The organism is Devosia ginsengisoli, assembly GCF_024707105.1.
In the GTDB taxonomy this organism is placed as follows: domain Bacteria; phylum Pseudomonadota; class Alphaproteobacteria; order Rhizobiales; family Devosiaceae; genus Devosia; species Devosia ginsengisoli_A.
Window position 1 is genome coordinate 238,028 of sequence record NZ_JANQAJ010000011.1, and the last position, 17,232, is coordinate 255,259.

17 protein-coding genes are annotated in these 17,232 nt (G+C 64.1%); 9 read left to right on the forward strand and 8 right to left on the reverse strand.

Annotation, left to right across the window (positions count from 1 at the left end; all coding sequences use genetic code 11):
* Positions 1-66 precede the first annotated feature (66 nt).
* From NVV79_RS15165 to NVV79_RS15175, 3 genes are all read left to right on the forward strand, one after another.
* Complete coding sequence (locus NVV79_RS15165; protein ID WP_303991206.1) at positions 67-1,758, forward strand: thiamine pyrophosphate-binding protein; 1,692 nt, start codon at positions 67-69, stop codon at positions 1,756-1,758.
* An 83-nt stretch (positions 1,759-1,841) separates the two neighbouring features.
* Entirely contained in the window at positions 1,842-2,267 is a 426-nt protein-coding gene (locus NVV79_RS15170; RefSeq protein WP_303991208.1) for an MAPEG family protein, read from the forward strand.
* A gap of 130 nt (positions 2,268-2,397) precedes the next feature.
* Positions 2,398-2,913 (forward strand): AAA family ATPase, encoded by a 516-nt coding sequence (locus NVV79_RS15175; protein ID WP_303991210.1) that lies wholly within the window; start codon positions 2,398-2,400, stop codon positions 2,911-2,913.
* Here the strand turns inward: NVV79_RS15175 and NVV79_RS15180 are convergent.
* Positions 2,863-3,819, reverse strand: coding sequence for an MYG1 family protein (locus tag NVV79_RS15180; RefSeq protein WP_303991211.1), 957 nt, complete (start codon positions 3,817-3,819; stop codon positions 2,863-2,865). The genes NVV79_RS15175 and NVV79_RS15180 overlap by 51 nt on opposite strands.
* Positions 3,820-3,982: 163 nt before the next feature.
* Here NVV79_RS15180 and fgd point away from each other — a divergent pair, with 163 nt between their 5' ends.
* The 6 genes from fgd to NVV79_RS15210 all read left to right on the forward strand — a co-directional run bounded on the left by fgd (position 3,983) and on the right by NVV79_RS15210 (position 9,677).
* The gene (gene fgd / locus NVV79_RS15185) at positions 3,983-4,999 is read left to right on the forward strand and encodes a glucose-6-phosphate dehydrogenase (coenzyme-F420) (protein WP_303991212.1); all 1,017 of its coding nucleotides are present in this window, start codon (positions 3,983-3,985) and stop codon (positions 4,997-4,999) included.
* Positions 5,000-5,038: 39 nt separating this feature from the next.
* Positions 5,039-5,839 carry a coenzyme F420-0:L-glutamate ligase gene (cofE, locus tag NVV79_RS15190; protein ID WP_303991213.1) on the forward strand — a complete coding sequence of 267 codons (801 nt, stop codon included), beginning with the start codon at positions 5,039-5,041 and terminating at the stop codon, positions 5,837-5,839.
* 5 nt (positions 5,840-5,844) lie between these two features.
* Positions 5,845-6,786, forward strand: coding sequence for a putative F420-0 ABC transporter substrate-binding protein (locus NVV79_RS15195; protein WP_303991214.1), 942 nt, complete (start codon positions 5,845-5,847; stop codon positions 6,784-6,786).
* The gene (locus NVV79_RS15200; RefSeq protein ID WP_303991215.1) at positions 6,783-7,796 is read left to right on the forward strand and encodes a putative F420-0 ABC transporter permease subunit; all 1,014 of its coding nucleotides are present in this window, start codon (positions 6,783-6,785) and stop codon (positions 7,794-7,796) included. The genes NVV79_RS15195 and NVV79_RS15200 overlap by 4 nt, the downstream gene beginning before the upstream one ends.
* The gene (locus NVV79_RS15205) at positions 7,793-8,575 is read left to right on the forward strand and encodes an ABC transporter ATP-binding protein (protein WP_303991216.1); all 783 of its coding nucleotides are present in this window, start codon (positions 7,793-7,795) and stop codon (positions 8,573-8,575) included. The genes NVV79_RS15200 and NVV79_RS15205 overlap by 4 nt, the downstream gene beginning before the upstream one ends.
* A 100-nt stretch (positions 8,576-8,675) precedes the next feature.
* Entirely contained in the window at positions 8,676-9,677 is a 1,002-nt protein-coding gene (locus tag NVV79_RS15210; protein ID WP_303991217.1) for a TIGR03842 family LLM class F420-dependent oxidoreductase, read from the forward strand.
* Between the two features lie 29 nt (positions 9,678-9,706).
* On the opposite strand, the gene NVV79_RS15215 is transcribed toward NVV79_RS15210, so the two are convergent.
* The 7 genes from NVV79_RS15215 to NVV79_RS15245 form a co-directional block, all read right to left on the reverse strand.
* Complete coding sequence (locus NVV79_RS15215) at positions 9,707-10,543, reverse strand: MBL fold metallo-hydrolase (protein WP_303991218.1); 837 nt, start codon at positions 10,541-10,543, stop codon at positions 9,707-9,709.
* A gap of 3 nt (positions 10,544-10,546) precedes the next feature.
* Entirely contained in the window at positions 10,547-11,326 is a 780-nt protein-coding gene (locus NVV79_RS15220) for a TatD family hydrolase (RefSeq protein WP_303991219.1), read from the reverse strand.
* A gap of 1 nt (position 11,327) precedes the next feature.
* Positions 11,328-12,878 carry a methionine--tRNA ligase gene (gene metG, locus NVV79_RS15225; protein WP_303991221.1) on the reverse strand — a complete coding sequence of 517 codons (1,551 nt, stop codon included), beginning with the start codon at positions 12,876-12,878 and terminating at the stop codon, positions 11,328-11,330.
* On the reverse strand, positions 12,875-13,903 hold the full coding sequence (locus NVV79_RS15230) for an AAA family ATPase (RefSeq protein WP_303991223.1): 1,029 nt from the start codon (positions 13,901-13,903) through the stop codon (positions 12,875-12,877). Before NVV79_RS15230 ends, metG begins: the two co-directional genes overlap by 4 nt.
* Complete coding sequence (gene tmk, locus NVV79_RS15235; protein ID WP_303991225.1) at positions 13,900-14,595, reverse strand: dTMP kinase; 696 nt, start codon at positions 14,593-14,595, stop codon at positions 13,900-13,902. The genes NVV79_RS15230 and tmk overlap by 4 nt, the downstream gene beginning before the upstream one ends.
* Positions 14,596-14,842: 247 nt before the next feature.
* A complete protein-coding gene (locus NVV79_RS15240; protein WP_303991227.1) occupies positions 14,843-15,988 on the reverse strand; it encodes a D-alanyl-D-alanine carboxypeptidase family protein in 1,146 nt (381 codons plus the stop codon).
* Positions 15,989-16,133: 145 nt separating this feature from the next.
* A complete protein-coding gene (locus NVV79_RS15245) occupies positions 16,134-16,958 on the reverse strand; it encodes a septal ring lytic transglycosylase RlpA family protein (protein ID WP_303991229.1) in 825 nt (274 codons plus the stop codon).
* Between the last annotated feature and the right edge of the window lie 274 nt (positions 16,959-17,232).

Here is a 17,232-nt window from a genome sequence, read left to right on the forward strand (position 1 = left end):
CCGCCACATCCAATGCGAGCTGTGCTCTGGCCAGCTTGGCAACCAACTCATATCTGGAGGAAAGCCATGTCTGGCGGGGTGCAGCATGTGATTGCAGGAGCGGTGGACGGGGCAGGGGAACAGCCAGTCTACGCGGCTCTGGCGGAGGCTTTTGTGGCGGAGGGCGTCGACCATCATTTCCTGTTGATGGGGCACGGTCAGATGCTTTGGGCCATTGCCATGGACAAACTGCCCGGCATGCGAAGCATCGATGCCCGGCACGAACACTGCGCCGTCGCCGAGGCGATAGGCTACCATTTTGCCACAGGCAAGGTCGGCGTCGCTTCGGTGACCTGCGGCCCGGGCTTTACCCAGACGATGACGGCGTTGACCTCGGCGGCGCAGGCCCGGGTTCCTCTGGTGATCCTGGCGGCCGACAGCCCGCTGAATCAGCGCTGGTATAACCAGTCTGTGGACCAGGCTGCACTGGCCAGGGCCACCGGCTCTCATTTCATCGCTGCCCACAGTCCCGCGCTGATGCGTGATTATGTGCAGGAGGCGTTCTACACGGCACACTTCGAGCGGCGACCGGTCGTGCTCAGCATTCCCTATGACCTGCTCAAGCTCTCCATCTCCACGCAGAAGCCTTACATTCCCTCGACCACCCTCCTGCCGCAGGTTGGCCCCATGCCGCCGAACCCCGCCGATATCGACCGGCTGGCGGAGCGGCTGAGGACGGCGCAGCGGCCGATTTTACTGGCGGGCAGGGGGGCTGTCCGGTCCGGGGCAGGGCCTGCTATCGAGGCGCTGGCCGATACCACCGGGGCCTTGTTGGCCACGAGTCTGCCGGCGCGGGGGCTGTTCGATCGCTCATCTTTCTCCGTCGGCGTGGCGGGCGGCTTTGCCAGCCAGGTTGCTGTCCAATGTTTCGCGGAAGCCGACATGGTCGTCGCCATCGGCGCCAGCCTGACTCATTACACGGTCGATGGTGGTGGGCTTTTCCCCAATGCCTTCACTGCCCAGATCGATGAAAACCCGCTCGGCATGCGCCATGGACGGCAGGCTGCAGACATCTATGTGCGGGGCGATGCCGCGCTGGCTGCGCAGGCCCTCATGGATCACCTGAAGGGGGGAACGGCTGCGCGATTCCGGAGCGATGAACTGGCCCGGCGCATCGTCGAAACACCACCCGATGCAACGCCTTACGAGGTCGAGCCGGGCTTGCTGGATCCTCGTGAAGTGGTCAAGGAAATCGACCGCGTCATACCCAAGGACTGGGATATCGTCAGCGGCACCGGACATTCTTCCTATTTCTACACCCATCTCCGCGACCGCCGACCCGAACAGTTCCATGTGCTGCGCGAATTCGGCGCCATCGGCAGCAGCCTGGCGATGGCGATCGGGGTGGCGGCAGTCCGCAATAACGGCAAGGTGCTGTTGCTCGATGGTGATGGCGGTCTGATGATGCATATCCAGGAACTCGAATCCATCCAGCGCCAGGGCATCAGGCTGGTCATATGTGCGCTCAATGACGGGGGCTTCGGCGCCGAAATCCACAAGCTGCGCAAGATCGGGGTGGACGAAAAGATGGCCACATTCGGCCGGCCGGACTTTGCAGCCATTGGCAAAGGCTTCGGGCTGGATGTCGCGACTGTCGACGGGCCGGGCCAGATCGAGCGAGCCTTTGCGCAATATGACCCGGAAGGGCGATCCGCGATCTGGGACGTGCACATCTCGACACGTGTCTCGTCGCCGCGCGGACGCAAGCAGCCGAACTAGGGGCCAGAGAGCTTTCCTTATTCAGTTCGCCAGAATCGTGTTCTGATAGACCTTAGCAGTTCGGGCATCCGCTGGAGGTCATTTTGGGAGCGCAACTGGCACCGTACGCGATGAGCATAGTGGGCGTGCTGGCGCTTTGCCTGCTGTCGCTGGTTCTGGCGGTTTATTCGGGGCGCTCCAAGGGCGCGGCCGGGGCGCTGTCCGGACCGGTGCTCGACGCGCGCGATGACAACAAGCTCTATCGCATCGACCGGGTGCACATGAATTCCGTGGAGGCGTTGACGCCATTCGCCGTGTCGGTGGTGATCGCCATGCTGGTCGAGGTGACGCCGGCGCTGCTTGCGGGGCTGGTATGGCTGCATGTGGCGATTCGGCTTGCCCATCTCGTTATCTACCTGCGCGGCGGGGAAGCGGCAAAAGGGGGACATCTCAGAACCGTGCTTTACGTCTCGTCGGCACTCGTCACGATGGTGCTGATTATCGCTGCCGGATGGGCGGCGCTCACCTGAATGGCGCCTATCCGCAATTCGCATAACAAATATTATGGAACTAAAATTGATACGAAAAGCTGGGAATGCCTGGTGTTTTCCGCCTGTTTCGCGTTATCAGCGATGATCGCACCGACCTGAGGACGCCAGAATGACCGCGCCGCTTTATATCATCACGGGAGCCATGGCTGCCGGCAAGTCGACCATTGCCAAGGCCTTGGTACAGTGTTTCGACAAGTCGGCGCATGTGGGCGGCGATGCTTTCCTGCGCATGATTGCCAAGGGTGGCGCCGTCATGGGTCCGGTGCTCGACAGCGAGGCCATCGCGCAGCTGCATTTGCGGCAGGATATCGCCATGGATGCGGTGCGGCGCTTTGTGGGCGCGGGATTTGCCACCGTGTACCAGGACATCCTGATCGGCGCGGATTTCGTTCGTGTCACCACGGCACTGGCCGATCTCACGCCGCGTATCGTCGTGCTCAATCCCAGTGTCGAAACCCTGGCCCAGCGCGATGCCGACCGGCACAAGACCGGTTACGGCGAGCATTTCCCGCCCGATGTGCTCGCCGACGCGCTGCGCGCTGAAACGCCGCGCGAAGGTCTGTGGCTGGATACGTCAGCGATGAGCGTCGATGGCGTGGCCGAGGCCATCCTCGAGCACTGGTAGCGCTTCGGCGACGGCCAGATCGGCCATGGCGAGCGCGGCTTCGCGGGTTTTGGCGGCGGCTACGAAGCGACCATTGTGGCAGAAGCTGGCGCCGATAACGCCGGACACGGCCTCCAGCTCGCCATTGGTCAGGCCGGCCCAGGCCGCCGGCAGATCGGCGCGTACAGCGAAACCGTCATCGCCGCGGCGGATGGTGGTGAGGCACCAGTCCCTTTCACGCGGGTGAACGACGAAGAGCAGATGGTCGGCGCCCGCTTTCACGATGGCCGGGCGGAACGGCATGCCCATGGGAAGTTCGAGCACACGCGCCTGCCCGGTTTTCTCGATGGCCTGTCGCACTACGGTTTCGGCGCGCAGCTTGGCGGCGGCACGGGCAATCGCGGCTTCGACAAAGGTCCGCGCGACGGCCAATGCGCTGTGAAATGCAGCCATCTCGGCATCGGGATCGGTATTGTCGAAGTCCGGCTTCAGCGTTTCGAGCAGCGATGGCAGCGTCAGGCTGGCCAGCGGACCCGAGGGGCTGAGTGCGCCATTGTCCGTCAAGTCGACAGGCAGGACGAAGCTGGCGTCGAAAGATGCGTGAATGGCGTCGACATGGGCTTCAGGCACGGCGGCCGCGGCCAGGTAGGCGCGACCATAATGCTTCCAGATCAGGCCGAACGAGCTGTAGGGTTGACCATCGTCGCGTAGAGGCGCGCCGCGCTGGTGATGGTCGAAAATGCGCTTTTCGCCATCATAGGCGCCGCCGACATCATAGATGATGCGATCCGCACCGGGCGTGATCCAGTCAGGCGCCCTGCTCCGCTTGATCCGGGCTTGCGGAAAAAGCCGGGTCAGGACAACGCTGGAGAGCAATTCATCGGCATGAAAACCACCGGAATGGGTGACGAGAAAGTCGGGAATCATGCCGTTATATGCCTTGTTGGTTTGCGGAGCCGGCTGGGCGGTGGCAACAGATAGACATTGCCGGCCGGCAGCTCAACCGCATTCGGGCCAAATGCACGAATCCAATGGACAATTTTGACCATTTGGTCAAAGTATTGGGGCCGGCGAGCATTGGAGGACAGGCATGCGCTTCGGTTACAAGGCTTCTGCGGAACAGTTCGCCCCCAATACGCTGCTGCGCTTCGCCATCGAGGCGGAGCAGGCCGGCTTTGAATCGGTCTTCATCAGCGACCATTTCCAGCCGTGGAAGCATACCGATGGCCATGCACCCTTCGCGCCATCCTGGATCGCGGCGGCGCTGGCACGCACGGAAAATATCGTCGTCGGTACCTCGGTGCTGACGCCGACATTCCGGCTGCATCCATCGGTCGTCGCGCATGCTTTCGGTACTCTGGGCACCATGTTTCCCGAGCGCGTCATCCTGGGCGTGGGCACCGGGGAATCGCTCAACGAAGTGCCTTCCACGGGCATGGTCTGGCCCGAACTCAAGGAGCGTTCGGCGCGGCTGCGGGAGGCGGTGGCGCTGATCCGCCGGTTGTGGAGCGAGGATCGCGTGACCTTTGAGGGCGAATTCTACAAGACACAGAATGCGACCATCTATGACAAGCCGGACAAGATGGTGCCGATCTATCTCGCGGCGGGTGGGCCGCTCAACGCAAAATATGCCGGCCGGGCCGGTGATGGCTTCATCTGCACTTCGGGCAAGGGGGCGGAGCTCTATGTCGATCAGCTGCTGCCCAATGTGGCGCTTGGCCGGGCCCAATCCGATAGGGGCGCCCTGCCCTTCGAACGCATGATCGAGGTCAAGGTATCGTTCGATCCCGATCCGGCGCTGGCGCTGAACAATACGCGGGCCTGGGCGGCCCTGTCGCTGACGCCGGAGGAAAAGCATTCGGTGCAGGATCCGGCCGAAATGGAGCGGCTGGCCGACGCACTGCCAATCGAGCGGGTTGCCAAGCGCTGGATCGTCTCCAGCGATCCCGATGAGCATGTGGCTGCGATCAAGACCTATATGGATTACGGCTTCGACCACCTGGTGTTCCATGCGCCAGCCGAAGACCAGAGCCGGTTCATCAGCCTCTATGCCAAGGAAATCCTGCCGCGATTGCGGGCGCTTGCGCCGGCAGCAACGGCCAGCTAGGTCCCCACCCATGCCAATGCCACGATATACAGTCTGGGGGTGACGGGCGTGCCGGAGATCGGGCCGGGCGACGATCTCGTGGCGCTGATTGCGGCGGCTATCGAGGCATCGCTGGCAGAAGACCCGGAAGCAGCTCTGAGGGACGGCGATATCCTTGTCGTCACCAGCAAGATTGTCTCCAAGGCCGAGGGCATGCAGGTGCCGGCCAGCGAGCGCGAACAAGCTATTTCCGCCGATACGGTGCGTGTCGTGGCCGAGCGGGTGCATCCCGGCGGGGTGACCCGCATCGTCGAGACGCGGCATGGGCTGATCATGGCCGCCGCCGGTATCGATACGTCCAATGTGCCGGACGGGCTGGCCCTGCGGCTGCCGGAAGACCCCGACCGGTCGGCCCGGGCGCTGTGCGAAGGCCTGCGCGAACGGTTCGGGGTGTCGCTGGGCGTCATCGTCACCGATACGCTGGGCCGGCCCTGGCGCGTCGGGCAGACCGATGTCGCCATTGGCGCGGCCGGCATGATCGTTACTGATGACCTGCGGGGCGGCGTCGACGCCAATGGCCGCCCGCTCAATGTCACCATCACCGTGCTGGCCGACGAATTGGCGGGCGCGGCCGATCTCGTCAAGGGCAAGGCCAGCGGCATTCCCGTTGCCGTAGTGCGCGGGCTGGGACGGCTGGTAACCGCGCTCGATGCGCCAGGTGCCCGTTCGCTGGTTCGCGGGGTGGACGATGATATGTTCCGCTTCGGCTCGGCGGAAGCCTATCGGCTGGGCTATGAGGCTGCGCAGGCCGAATTGCGCGACCGGGATGACCAAGCCAGCGAATGCGTCAAACAGGATTGACCCTCATGCGACCCCTGCCCTTGTCCCTTGCTGTGCTCGCGCTGTCCGTCGGCCATGCGTTCGGCCAGACGGATTATCCCCTGACAATAGACAATTGCGGTTTTGCCGTAACCCTGCCGGCGGCGCCGCAGCGCGTGGTGACGATCAAGTCGACGGCCACCGAAATGCTGCTGGCGTTGGGGCTGGGCGAACGGATCGTCGGGGTCGGCTTCCAGGATGGTCCGGCCTCGGAACCATGGGCGGCGACCGCTGCGGCTCTGCCGGTATTGTCGGACAAGCTGCCATCGCAGGAAGTCGTGCTCGAGGCGGAGCCGGACCTGGTCTATGGCGGTTGGGAAAGCAATTTTTCTGCCGATGGTGCGGGGGAGCGCCCTACCCTGGCTGCGCTGGGCGTGGCTGGCTATGTATCGCCGGCCGCCTGCCGTTCGATCAAACCGGCCAAGCTGACCTTCGACGACATCTTCGCCGAGATCGACGAAATGGGCATGATCTTCGATGTCGCGCCGGCGGCCGACGCCCTGATTGCCGAGCAGCAGGCGGCGCTGGCCGCCATTGCGCCGGATACGCGCGGGCTTTCGGCGCTCTGGTATTCTTCGGGCACCAAGACGCCTTATGTCGGCGCCGGCAGTGGCGCTCCGCAGATGATGCTGGAGGCTCTGGGGCTGGAGAACATCATGGCCGCTGTCGATGACGGCTGGGTTTCTGCGAGCTGGGAGGCCGTCGTCGATGCCAATCCCGATGTCATCGTGCTGGTCGATGCGGTGTGGAATTCGGCCGAGCAAAAAAAGCAGTTGCTGGCCGAGAACCCGATCACCAGCCAACTGGATGCGGTGATCCATCAGCGTTACCTCGTGGTGCCCTTTCCGGCTTCGGAAGCCGGGATACGCAATGTGGGCGCAACAGCCGACATGGCCGCCCAGCTTGCCGGCCTCAGTTTCTCGCCGTGAACCGACCGGCGCTCGCCACGCTGATACTGAGCCTGCTGGCGCTGCTGCTGGCCAGCCTCGTGCTGGCGGTAACCTTCGGGCCCGCCGATATCGCTCCATCAGAAGTGTGGCAGACCATTGGCTGGCATTTCGGCCTGCTGCCGGAAAGCCCGGTGGGCAGGCTGCGCGATGCCATCATCTGGGAATTGCGCCTGCCGCGCGTGCTGGCCGCTGCGGCGGTCGGTGCTGGCCTGGCGCTGTGCGGCGCGGTCATGCAGGCGCTGACCCGCAATCCGTTGGCTGACCCCTATCTGCTCGGCTTATCGTCCGGCGCGTCGCTCGGCGCCGTCGCCTTCCTGCTTGCCGGCGCGAGCCTGCTGATGCCGCTGGGCGCCTTTCTTGGTGCCGGCGCCGCCATGGCCCTGACGCTGCTGGTTATCCAACTACTGGGCGGAGCCACGCCGACACGGGCCATTCTGGCCGGTATCTCGATATCGGCGCTGGCGGCGGCCGCGACGTCGTTCCTCATCTTCTGGTCGGCGACCGGCGATTCCTACCGGGAAATCCTGAGCTGGCTCATGGGCTCGCTGAGCGGTGTCGTCTGGTCCGAGGCACTATTGGTGCTCGCCGCATTGGTGCTGGCAGGCCTGCCGGTGCTGCTGTCCGGCCGCTCGCTCGATGCCTTTGCCTTCGGCGACACCGCGGCAGCAACGCTCGGTGTCGATGTGGTCAGGCTCCGCTGGTGGCTGCTGGGCGGCACGGCGCTGCTGACCGGGGTGCTGGTCTCCATCGGCGGGGCGATCGGCTTTGTCGGACTCATCGTGCCGCATGTGGCGCGGCTGGTGACCGGTTCGCGGCATCGCGTGCTGCTGCCGGTGGCCATGCTGCTGGGCGCCAGCTTCATGATCTGGACCGATACGGCGGCGCGTAGCTTGTTCGAACCGCGTGAACTGCCGGTCGGCATCATCACCGCCCTGCTCGGCGCGCCGATCTTCCTTCTTGTGCTGCTGCGCTACAGGCGCATCACATGAGCGCGGGGCTGGTGGTCAGCGGGGTCGCTGTGGAACTGGGCGGCCAGGCGATTGTCGCCGGGGTCGACATGGTCGCGCCCGTGGGTCAGGTGACCGGACTGATTGGCCCCAATGGCGCTGGGAAATCCACGTTGCTGCGGGCCATTCTCGGTCTTGTTCCGGCCATGGGCTCAGTGAGCTTTGATGGAACAGACCTCACCGTCCTGCCCCGCCGCACGCGGGCGCAGTTCACGGCCTTTGTCGAGCAGAGCAGCGACACCGATGCGCGGCTGACGGCGCGTGAAGTGGTGTTGCTGGGTCGCATTCCCTTCCAGTCCATCTGGCAGGCTGCCCCCTCCCCCGAGGATCACGCGCAGACCGATGCGGCGCTGGCCGCGGTGGAAATGACTGATTTTGCCGATCGGCTCTACCAGACGCTGTCGGGTGGCGAACAACAGCGCGTCCAGATTGCCCGCGCGCTGGCGCAACAGCCCCGGCTGCTGCTGCTGGATGAACCCACGAGTCATCTCGATGTGCATGCGCAACTGGCCATGCTCGACCTGTTGCGCCGCAGCGCGCGCGCCGGCGCGGCCGTGCTGGTGGCGCTGCACGATCTCAATCTCGCTGCCGGCTTCTGCGACTCGCTGGTCGTGCTGCAGGGAGGCCGGTTGGCGGCGGCCGGAGCGCCGGGTGACGTGCTGACCCCTGCCCTGCTGCGGCAGGTCTATGGGGTCGATGCCACCATATTGCGCCATCCCGGTGATGGCCGCCCGCTGATCGCCTATGACCTGCCCGGCTAAATCCTCGTCACCATGCGATTGCGATTGACAATCACGCGCCGTCCACTCAAAAATTTGATCGACTGGTCAAATTTCGGACCTGCGGCATAGGGAGGCGCGCATGGAATTCGGCATCACCTTCAAGGGCTTCATCGAGGCCGAACGGGCACGCTATCTGGTGCGTGCCGCTGAATATGCCGGGTTCAGCTATTGCTGGTTCTATGACAGCCATATTCTCTGGCGCGATTGCTATGCCGCCATCGCCATGTGCATGGAACACACTTCCCATATGCGCTTTGGCCCGCTGGTGACCAATCCGGATGTGCGCGACTGGTCGGTTGCCGCCTCGATCTTCGGCTCGCTCTCCAAGCAGAGCGGTGGCCGCTTCGACCTGGCGGTCGGCCGGGGCGACAGCTCCATGCGCGTCATGGGCAAGAAGCCGGCGACGCTGGCGCGGGTGGCCGAGTTCATCGCGAAGACCCAGGCCATGGTGCGTGGCGAAGAAGTCTCCTATGGCGAAATCCCCGCCGCGGTGAAATTCCCTTGGGCTGTGGGCCACGAAATGCCGAGCTGGATTGCGGCCTATGGCCCGCTGGCGCTCAAGACCGCGGGCGAACATGCCGATGGCGTGGTGCTGCAACTGGCCGATCCGGGGCTCTGCAAGTGGTTTACCGACCAGTGCATCGACGCGGGCAAGGCCGCCGGCAAGGACATGTCCAAATTCCGCTCCATGGCTGCGGCGCCCGCCTATTTCGGCGACAAGGCGCGGGCCATCGAGGCCACCAAGTGGTTCCCGGCCATGGTGGGCAACCACGTGGCCGATATCGTCGAGAAATATGGCGCCGACAGCGACCAGATCCCCAAGAGCCTGACCAGCTATATCGAGAAGCGCCGCGGCTACGACTATTCCAAGCACGGCCAGTCGGATAACCCGTTCCTCGACTTCATCACGCCCGACGTGGTGGAGAATTTCTGCGTGCTGGGCGAGCCGGAAGACCACATCGCCAAGATGCATGCGCTCGAGGATGCGGGCGTGACGCAGTTCAACATCTATCTGGACAGCGGCGACGAGGAAGAGATCATCGCCAACTATGGGCGGCACGTGATCCCGGCATTTCGATAGGCGGCAACCAAGCCCGGTGTGGGGCTGCCCTACCGGTTGAGTATCCGCCCTGATAGCACGTCGATCTGCATGCCGTCGAAGGCCGGGGTGACGTTGTCGGGCGTCTCCGATTCGGTCCTGCTATAGTCAAGATCGATATGCATGTTGGTCAGAACGGCCCGTGTTGGGGCCATCCGGGCGATCCATTCCAGGGTTTCGGGCAGGCTCAGATGGCTCGGATGCGGCGTGGGGCGCAGAGCGTCGACCACCCATAGGTCGAGACCGGAAATTGCCGGCAGCGATGCCTCGGGAAAGCCTGATAGATCGCAGGAATAGGCGAAATTGGCGACGCGGAAACCCAGCGAGGTGATGTTGCCATGGGTCTGCTCGAAGGCCGTGATGGTGATCGTGCCACCCGGCCCGTCGATATCAAGCACGTCTCCCGCGGCGATGTCGTGCGCGTTGAGGATGGGCGGATAGTCGCTGCCCGGCGGGGAAACGAAGCAATAGCCGAAGGCTTCGCGCAGGCGGGCGCCGGTTTCGGTGTCGAAATAGACATCGACCCGGCGGCGATTGTGTAGTGCCAGTACACGCAGGTCGTCGATGCCATGCGTATGATCGGCATGGGCGTGGGTGTAGAGCACGGCCTCGACGCGATCGACCTTGGCGGCCAGCATCTGCTCGCGCAGGTCGCAGCCGGTATCGATCACCACGCGGGTCGGGATGTCGCTGCCCTCGCTAAACCCTTCCAGCAAAAGGGAACATCTGAGGCGCCGGTTGCGCGGCTCATTGGGGTCGCAGTCGCCCCAGACATTGCCGATGCGCGGCACGCCGCCGGACGACCCGCAGCCCAGGATGGTGGCTGTTATCCTCTGGGCAGACGGCATGGATCAGGCCAGCCCGGTTTTCGAGAACAGGCGGGCGAAATTGGCGGTGGTCTCGCTTCCGAGCTGTTCGAGACTTATCCCCCGCACTTCGGCGACTTTTTCGGCGGTGTGGCGGACGAAACTCGGTTCGTTGGATTCGCCGCGATGCGGGATTGGGGCGAGATAAGGTGCATCGGTTTCAACGAGATAGCGTTCGGCCGGCACGAATTTGGCGACCTCGCGGATCTCTTCGGCATTCCTGAAGGTGATGATGCCGGAAAAGGAGATATACCCGCCCAGGTCGAGTGCCGTACGGGCCAGGTCGGGGCCGGCGGTGAAGCAATGCAGCAGGAAGGGGAAGGCCCCCTGCCCGGCTTCTTCCCTCAGGATCGCGGCCATGTCGTCGTCGCATTTGCGGCTGTGGATAACCAGTGGAAGACCGGTGATCCGGGCGGCGGCGATGTGACGGCGCAGGCCGGTGGCCTGGGCCTCGCGCGGGGCGTTGTCGTAGAAGTAGTCGAGGCCGGCTTCGCCGATAGCAACGCAACGGGGATGGGCACTTAGCCGGACAAGATCATCCGTTTGTATATGCAATTCCTCATCGGCGTGATGTGGATGGGTGCCGACCGAGCACCAGACGTTCGCAAAACGTTCCGCCAGTGCCGTGTATGTGGAAAACTTCTCCACATGTGTGGAAATCGTCACCATGCCGGTGACACCGGCGGCTTCGGCGCGGGCCATGACGCCTTCGATGTCATTGGCCAGGGCCTCGAAATCGAGGTGGCAATGGCTGTCGATCAGCATGCTATTCGGCCTTGCGTTCGAGGCGGGCGAAGACGCCCTGCGGTAGCGGAAGGGGCGTATTGGTTAGCAGACTGTTAGCATCGAGCGCAGCAGCGAGTGAACGCTGGTCATCCGGAACGGCAAGCTGGTCGAGCAGGCGCGATGCCGATGCCGGCACGAAGGCGAGCATGGGAATGGTCAGGCGGCGCACCGTATCGGCCGTCACGTAGAGCACGGTCGCCATGCGTTCCGGATCGGTCTTTTTCAGCGCCCAGGGTTCCTGCGCGGCGAAGTAGTTGTTGGCCGAACTGAGCGCGGCGATGATGGCGCCCGTCGCCTCATGCACCAGTTGCTCGTCCATGGCTTTCTGCGCGGCCTGGATGGCCTCGCCGACTTCAGCGATGATGGCCTGGTCGGCCTCGGTCAGCGGACCGGGCTGCGGCACCTTGCCGTCGCAGTTCTTGTTGATCATAGACAGCGAGCGCTGCGCCAGGTTGCCGAGATTGTTGGCGAGATCGGCGTTGACGCGCAGCACCAGCTTTTCGTTGCTGTAGTCGCCATCGTTGCCGAAGGAGACTTCGCGCAGGAAGAAATAGCGGATGGCGTCGGCGCCGAAGGTCTCGACCAGATGGAAGGGGTCGATGACATTGCCGAGCGACTTGCTCATCTTCTGGCCATCGACCGTCAGGAAGCCATGGGCGAAGACGCGGTGCTGCACGTCGATGCCGGCGCTCATCAGGAAAGCGGGCCAGTAGACGGTGTGGAAGCGGATGATGTCCTTGCCGATGACATGCAGATCCGCTGGCCAGAACTTCCTGAACAGCTCGCTCGCCTCGTCGGGGAAGCCGACGCCGGTGATGTAGTTGGTCAGGGCATCGACCCAGACATACATGACGTGGCCGGGCGCGCCGGGCACCGGGATGCCCCAATCGAAGGTGGTGCGCGAGATGGAGAGGTCCTGCAGCCCGCTCTTCACGAAGGAGACGATTTCGTTGCGGCGTTCCCTGGGGGCGATGAAATCGGGATTGGATTCGTAGAGGTCGAGCAGCTTCTGCTGGTAGGCGGAGAGGCGGAAGAAATAGGTGGGTTCTTCCACCCAGGTGACCTCGGCGCCCGATGGCGCGAATTTCTTGCCGTCTTTTTCGGTCAGTTCGTCTTCGTCGAAATAGGCTTCGTCGCGCACCGAATACCAGCCCTTGTAGGTGGACTGGAAAATGTCGCCATTGTTGCTGGCTTCCATCTTCTTCCAGATCGCCTGGCTGGCTTCGTGATGGCGCTGCTCGGTGGTGCGGATAAAGTCATCGTTGGAAATTTCGAGGACTTCGGCCAGTCGGCGGAATTCTGCCGCGTTGCGGTCGGCCAGCTCACGCGGCGTCACGCCCTGTGCGGCAGCGGTCTGCACCATCTTGATGCCGTGCTCGTCCGTGCCGGTCAGGAAGTAGACCTCACGGCCTTCCAGGCGCTTCCAGCGGGCAATGGCGTCGGTCGCAATCATCTCATAGGCGTGGCCGATATGGGGCGCGCCATTGGGATAGGAAATTGCGGTCGTGACGTAGAAGGGCTTGGCGGTCATTGGGACTCGGAGGAAACGGGGGCGGTCAGTGAAACATGCTTTCTGATCGCGTCGAAAATGGCGACAAGCGTCTGTTTCATATCCAGATTGATGCTGTCGGCCTCGGCGAAAAGGGCGTGTGCCTTGTCCCATAGCTCGTTGGCCGAGGCAAGGCGGATGCGGCCTCCCGGCTGCATGGCGGCATTGCGGGCCTCGTCGGCCATCCAGTCGTCAAGCATTTCGCGGGCGAAGCTGAGTTCGGGGCTCTGGGTGTCGGCGCCGAGCGCGTCGGCCAGTTGCAGCGCCACGCCGGCCGGATGCTGCGCGGGGTTGGCCAGCCAGCCTTGCAGCGCGCCAAGGGCGGAGTCCGGCTCCAGCGCCAGGGTCTCGAAAGCACGGCGCGGCCGACCGCCGGCCAGGGCGATGGCGCGGTCGAGTTCGGTCTGGCCGAGGCTGGCATCGTGTTCCAGCAATACGCCGCGTACGTCTTCGGCGCCGATGGGGCGCAGGGCGAGGTTGTGGCAGCGGGACTTGATGGTGGGCAGCAACTGGCCGGGGCGATGCGAGACCAGCAGGAAAATGGTATCGGCGGGCGGCTCTTCCAGCGTCTTGAGCAGGGCATTGGCCGCCGAGGGGTTGCAGTCGTCTATGCTGTCGATGATGGCGACGCGGTGCCCCGCCCTGCCCCGCGTATGGTGCAGGCTGTCGCGCAGGTCTCTGATGTCCTCGACGCGGATGACGGTGTAGAAGCCCTTGGTGTCCTTGGGGCGGCGGCGCAGCAGGAAGAGATTGGGGTGCGACATTGCCCCCACCTGTTCCGCGACGCGGTGGGCATCCTCGTCGCCGGTAGCGGTGAGAACGGCGGCGGCCATTTCGAAGGCGAAGGTGGCCTTGCCGATGCCCTGCGGGCCATGCAGCAGGATGGCGCCCGGCAGGCGACGTTCGGTCAGTTGGTTGAGGATGGCGGCGCGTTGCGCATCGTGTCCGCGCGCGCTCTGGCGGCGTTCGGGCAGCGCAATATCCTCGAGAGCGTCGGGATCGGTCACGCCTGCGACCCGCGCAGCAGTTCGGGAAAGCGCTGGCTAACGGCTTCCCAGATGGCGGCTTCCAATGCGTCTTCCGACTGGGCTGCCGAGATGACGACGCAGCGGTCGGGATTGTCCTGCGCGATGGCAAGGAACCCGTCGCGCAGTTTCTTGTGCCACTCGAGCTCTTCCTTTTCGAAGCGGTCGCCCGTCAGCGCCAGCCCGTCCTCGATGGCCCGCTCGGCCACGCGCTTGAAGGCGGCCTCGGGGTCCATGTCGAGGATGATGGTGAGGTCCGGTGCGTGGCCGTCCAGCGCCAGGGATTCGAGGCCGGCGATGAGCTTGTCATCGACGCCGCCCGTCAGGCCCTGATAGGCGCGGGTGGAATCGTGGAAGCGATCGGAGAGAACCCAGATGCCGTTGCGCAGGTTGGGGGCGATGAGCTGGTTGACGTGATCGAGCCGCGCCGCGGCGAAGAGCACCGCCTCGGCGCCCGGTCCCCAGCTTTCGGACCGCCCCTGCAGGATGAAGGAGCGGATGGCTTCGGCCTTGGGCGTGCCGCCGGGTTCGCGCGTGCGCACGGCCTCGATGTCATGCCGCTGCAGGTTTTGCAGCAGGCGCTTGACCTGGGTGGATTTGCCGACGCCTTCACCACCCTCGAAGGTGATGAAACGGGCGCGGCTGGCTTTGGAAGTCGGTGCCTCTTGCAACATGTCTTCCGGCTTCAATTGTCTCGATCCGAGGGCTATGCACTTGGGGGGCGCTCGTCAAGTGAGGCTGGTGCGTGTGCCTCACCCCCACCCTCATTCCCTCCCCACAAGGGGGAGGGAAGCCTGGCCGGTGGATGAGGGAATATTGGACCACTGACGTCGCCCATGCGCCTCCCTCCCCTCGATGGGGAGGGAATGAGGATGGGGTGACGGGAGCCACAGAGGTCCTAAGTAAGCGCTGGCCCTCAACTTACAGCCAGCCAAGGGCCAGTTGCTTGAGGGCGTCGGTGGCCTTGCGGACGATATCGCCCTCCCCCACGCTTTCGGCGGCGTAGAGCGGGGCGGTCTGGACGAGCTGGTCGTCGCAGAAGACCTGGAGTTCGGCGATCTGGTCGCCCTGCATGACCGGCGGCCGCAGCGGGCCGGTATAGTTGACCTGGGCGTTGAGGCAGCGGCGCGAGCCGCGCGGCAGGTAGAGTGCCACTTCGCCCTTGCCGACCAGGCCAACGCTGGCGCTGCTGCCGCCATAGACATTGGCATAGGCGACCACGGCGCCTTCGGGATAGGCGGCGACGCGTTCGAAGGCGCGGGCACCCCAGGTGATGAGCTTGCGGCCTTCCTCGGTGCGCTGGGCCATGGAGGTGAGGCCATGCAGCACGGCGACCAGCCGGCGGCCGCCTTCATCGGTGGAGATGACCGAACCGTAGCCCGCGGCCTCGGTATGGCCGGTCTTGAGGCCATCGACGCCGATGCCGAGTTCCACCAGGGAGTTGCGGTTGGGCTGCTTGATGCCGTTCCACTCCATGTCGGGCTCGGAGAAGTAGTGGTAATATTCGGGGAATTGCTGGATCAGGTAGCGCGCCAGGTCGGCGAGGTCGCGGGCCGTGACATACATGTCCGGGTCCGGCAGGCCGGTGGGATTGGTGAAGTGGGAGTCGGCGAGGCCGATATCCTCGCCCAGCTCGTTCATCATGGCGGCAAAGCTGGTTTCCGAACCGGCAATGCCCTCGGCCAGCACGATGGCGGCATCGTTGCCGGACTGGATGACAACCGAGCGGATCAGGTCTTCGACCGATATCTGGGAGTTGAGCTCGGCAAACATGGTCGAGCCGCCCGAGGCGGCGCCGCCGGTGCGCCAGGCATGTTCGGAGACGAAGAACATGTCGGTCATGGACAGCCGGCCGCTGCGGATTTCGTTGAAGACCACGGCGATGGTCATGAGCTTGGCCATGCTGGCCGGTTCCATCGGCAGGTCGGCATCCTTCTGGAAGATGACGGTGCCGGAATCCTCGTCCATCAGGATGGCGAATTTGGCTTTGGTGTCGAAATCGGCCTGGGCCAAAGCCGGCATAGTCAAGGCCAGCGTTGCCGCGAGAATTCGCAGGATTTTCTTCACGTTGCCCCCTCCTCCCGGTTCAATGCGAGCCTTGTTCCCGATGTCATTTCCGCGCAGGCGGGAATCCATTCTGTCTATTGAAGAGTAGATTCCCGCCTTCGCGGGAATGACACAGTGATCGGACTGACAAATGACAGTTCGTCTATCAGTCCAACTTTAGATCATTGAGCCCGAGTTCGCGAGCCAGATCGAGAACATCGATGCGTGATACGCCGGGCTTGAGATGGGTCAGGGTCAGCCGGGTGGCGGCACGGCCGTTGACGGTAACGGCTTCCTCATCGACGGCGCCCAGCAGGGCGAAGCGCTCGGAGAGGGCTATGGCATTGCCCTGATCGGCGAAAATACCGAGGCCCAGCTTGATGCTGCGGGCATCGGCATCGATGGACTGTACCCATTCGTCAAGGGCGCCGGCGCGGGTGGCCATGGCGGTTACGGCGGCATGGGCGGTGCCGATGGCGGCATCCTGCTCCTGCGGCGTGGTGTCGGCGTAGGAGAACAGGTTGCCGAAGAAATTGCCGGCGATGTCGGCGAGGCTGTTGGTATTGTCGGCCTGGGCGAACTGGGTATTGCCGCCGCCGAAATCGGCCGGGCCGTTATAGGAGGCCATGAGCATGCGGGTATCGTCGCCCTCGAGCGGCGCCGGCCCGACATATTCGGCCCTGATCTGGGTGTGGCCGTTGTTGACATATCCGAGCATGCTCGCGGCCCGGTAGGACAGGTCCATGATGCGGCCCGGCATGTAGGGGCCGCGATCGTTGACGCGGACGATGACGGAGCGGCCATTGGCCTGGTTGGTGACGCGAACATAGGACGGCAGCGGCAGCGTGGGATGCGCGCCGGTGATCGCGTTGGCTGAGAAGATTTCCCCGTTAGCCGTTCTGCGGCCATGGAAATCGGCGCCGTACCATGAGGCATCGCCGCTGGCGACATAGTCCGGCTGTTCGGCCGGCGTGTAGACCTTGCCCCGCACCGTATAGGGTTTGCCGACCTGGTAGCGGCCGCCGCCCTTGGGGGGATTGGGATTGGTGGTGACGCGGGGGAAACGCCGACACCATATTCGGAAGAGCTGAAGGCAGCGCGGTTGACGGTGGCGCCCAACCCGCCGCCGCAGGCAGCGATGACCGGTGCGATCAGGGCCGCGAGGGCGACAAAGCGGATGGCATGGCGCCAGGAGGTCGTCGTCACGGTACGCAAACTCTACGCTGATTTACACTGCGAGCACGGATCATAACGCGATCCGGGAG

Coding starts and splice junctions, on each gene's coding strand:
- NVV79_RS15165 (WP_303991206.1), top strand. CDS start 67: ATGTCTGGCGGGGTGCAGCATGTGATTGCAGGAGCGGTGGACGGGGCA.
- NVV79_RS15175 (WP_303991210.1), top strand. CDS start 2,398: ATGACCGCGCCGCTTTATATCATCACGGGAGCCATGGCTGCCGGCAAG.
- NVV79_RS15180 (WP_303991211.1), bottom strand. CDS start 3,819: ATGATTCCCGACTTTCTCGTCACCCATTCCGGTGGTTTTCATGCCGAT.
- fgd (WP_303991212.1), top strand. CDS start 3,983: ATGCGCTTCGGTTACAAGGCTTCTGCGGAACAGTTCGCCCCCAATACG.
- NVV79_RS15195 (WP_303991214.1), top strand. CDS start 5,845: ATGCGACCCCTGCCCTTGTCCCTTGCTGTGCTCGCGCTGTCCGTCGGC.
- NVV79_RS15205 (WP_303991216.1), top strand. CDS start 7,793: ATGAGCGCGGGGCTGGTGGTCAGCGGGGTCGCTGTGGAACTGGGCGGC.
- NVV79_RS15210 (WP_303991217.1), top strand. CDS start 8,676: ATGGAATTCGGCATCACCTTCAAGGGCTTCATCGAGGCCGAACGGGCA.
- NVV79_RS15215 (WP_303991218.1), bottom strand. CDS start 10,543: ATGCCGTCTGCCCAGAGGATAACAGCCACCATCCTGGGCTGCGGGTCG.
- NVV79_RS15220 (WP_303991219.1), bottom strand. CDS start 11,326: ATGCTGATCGACAGCCATTGCCACCTCGATTTCGAGGCCCTGGCCAAT.
- metG (WP_303991221.1), bottom strand. CDS start 12,878: ATGACCGCCAAGCCCTTCTACGTCACGACCGCAATTTCCTATCCCAAT.
- tmk (WP_303991225.1), bottom strand. CDS start 14,595: ATGTTGCAAGAGGCACCGACTTCCAAAGCCAGCCGCGCCCGTTTCATC.